Source organism: Haematobacter missouriensis (genome assembly GCF_000740775.1).
In the GTDB taxonomy this organism is placed as follows: Bacteria; Pseudomonadota; Alphaproteobacteria; order Rhodobacterales; family Rhodobacteraceae; genus Haematobacter; species Haematobacter missouriensis.
On record NZ_JFGS01000083.1, the window covers coordinates 1 to 2,338 of the forward strand.

General features: G+C 64.7%; 2 protein-coding genes. Both read left to right on the plus strand.

Going from position 1 to position 2,338, the window contains the following annotated elements:
- The first annotated feature begins 193 nt into the window (after positions 1 to 193).
- Positions 194 to 1,705 carry an IS21 family transposase gene (gene istA, locus CG51_RS18675; protein WP_244901216.1) on the plus strand — a complete coding sequence of 504 codons (1,512 nt, stop codon included), beginning with the start codon at positions 194 to 196 and terminating at the stop codon, positions 1,703 to 1,705.
- A 14-nt stretch (positions 1,706 to 1,719) separates the two neighbouring features.
- A partial coding sequence (gene istB / locus CG51_RS18680) for an IS21-like element helper ATPase IstB (RefSeq protein ID WP_035747590.1) occupies positions 1,720 to 2,338 on the plus strand: 619 nt, incomplete at its 3' end.

Below are 2,338 nucleotides of genomic sequence, written 5' to 3' on the forward strand. Positions count from 1 at the left end.
TGCAGATTCCGAGGTTATCCGGCCAGGCATTCCGATTTGAAGCCGGCCACCATTCCGGAATGAAGCCGGCCAGGATTCCGATCAACATCCGGCCAGACTGAGGGGCGGGAAGACGCCCCCCTGGGTCAGCAACTTTGGCATGACGGACCTTTCAACCAAGGGGTGCGTGATGCCGGCAAAGAGAAGGCTGACCATGAGACAATTACGACAAATGCTCCGGCTTGCCGGGGACGGGAGGAGCAGCCGCGACATCGCTGTGACGCTGGGCGTGGCGCGCAGCACCGTTCAGGACAACCTGAAGCGTGCGGCAGCGGCTGGGCTGAGTTGGCCGCTGCCGGGCGAGCTGACCGACGACGCGATTGAGAACCGGCTGTTCGCGCGCGCCGGCGTCAAACAGGGTGTCCGGCGCCGGCCGGAGCCGAACTGGGCCGAGTTGGCGGTTGAGCTTAGAAAGCCGGGCGTGACGCTGCTCATCCTGTGGGAGGAATATCGCGCCGTTCATCCCGGCGGCTACGGTTACAGCCGCTTTTGCGATCTGTTCCGCTGTTTCGAACGGCGGCTGTCGCCGACGATGCGGCAGGAGCATGTCGCAGGCGACAAGGTCTTCGTGGATTATTCCGGCAAGAAGATCGCCATTGTCGATCCGCTGACCGGCGAGATCCGCGAAGCGGAGATCTTTGTCGCCGTCCTGGGCGCCTCCGGGTTCACCTATGCAGAAGCAACCTGGACCCAGACGCTGCCTGACTGGATCGGCGCGCATGTCCGCATGCTCCGCTTCTTCGGCGGTGTGCCGCGCCTGATCGTGCCTGACAATCTGAAGTCCGGTGTAAATCGGGCCTCGTTCTACGATCCGGAGATCAACCGCAGCTACGGCATGATGGCCGCGCACTACGGTGTCGGGATACTGCCGGCGCGACCGCGCAAGCCGCGCGACAAGGCGAAGGTCGAGAACGGGGTCCGCTTCGCCCAGACCTGCATTCTCGGGCGGTTGCGGCGGCAGACCTTCTTCTCGCTGGCCGAGGCCAACGCGGCGATCGCCTCGGCGATCGACCGCATCAACGACCATGTCATGTGCCGGCTCGGTGTCAGCCGCCGCCATCTGTTCGAGACCGTCGAACGTCCTGCGCTCGCCAGCCTGCCCACCGAGGACTACGAGTTCGCCGAATGGCGCTTCGCGCGCGTGGCCACCGACTACCATGTAGAGTTCAAGGACTTCTTCTATTCTGTGCCCCACGGCCTCATCCGCCAGGAGGTCGACATTCGCGCCACCACCCGGACGATCGAGATATTCCATCGCGGCCAGCGCATTGCGGTTCATCAGCGCCGCTACAGCGGACGCCGCTACGGCACCAACCCCGACCACATGCCCAGCTCCCACCGGCGCTATGCTGAGTGGACACCCGAGCGCTTTCGCCGATGGGCTGCCACCATAGGGCCGCAGACCGAAGGACTGGTCATCGCCATTCTGGCAAGCCGGCCACATCCCGAGCAGGGCTTCCGAACATGCCTGGGCGTCTTGCGGCTCTATCGCGACCTCGAGCGCGATCATGCCGAGGCGGTATCGGCTCGGGCTGTCGAGATCAGCGGGTTCAACTGCAAGAGCATCTCCGCCCTCATCGCAAACCATAAGACCGCACGCCCGGCTGCCGGCGCTGGCGCCATCACCGATCACGCCAACCTGCGTGGCCCCGGCTATTTCCATTGAAGGGAGACAAGATCATGCTGACCCATCCCACCCTCGACAAGCTCTGTGAACTCGGCCTGCACGGCATGGCCAAGGGCTTTGAGGACCTCGAAGCCCAGCCGGAAGCCCGCGCTCTCGGTCACGGCGAGTGGCTTGCCATCCTGCTCGATCGCGAAGCGACGCTGCGACGCCTGAAGCGCTTCGAGGCCCGCGCCCGGGCTGCCAGGTTGCGCCATGACGCGCAGGTCGAGGATGTCGATTTCCGGGCCGATCGCGGCCTCGACCGCACGCTCTTCCTCCAACTCACCACCTGCGACTGGATCCGAAAGCACCACGGGCTCCTGCTGACCGGGCCGGCCGGTGTCGGCAAGAGCTGGCTCGCCTGCGCCCTTGGCCAGAAGGCCTGCCGCGAGGATTTCTCCGTCGCCTATCATCGCGCCCCACGACTCTTTGCCGCCCTCGCTCTGGCAAGAGGCGATGGGCGATACGCCAGGGCGTTGAAGGCCTTGGCGAGAACCGACCTGCTCATTCTCGACGACTGGGGACCGGAGAAGCTCAATGACGATCAACGCCGCGACCTCCTCGAGATCATCGAAGACCGCTACGAGCGGCGCTCGACCATCGTCACCAGTCAGGTTCCGGTCGATCACTGGT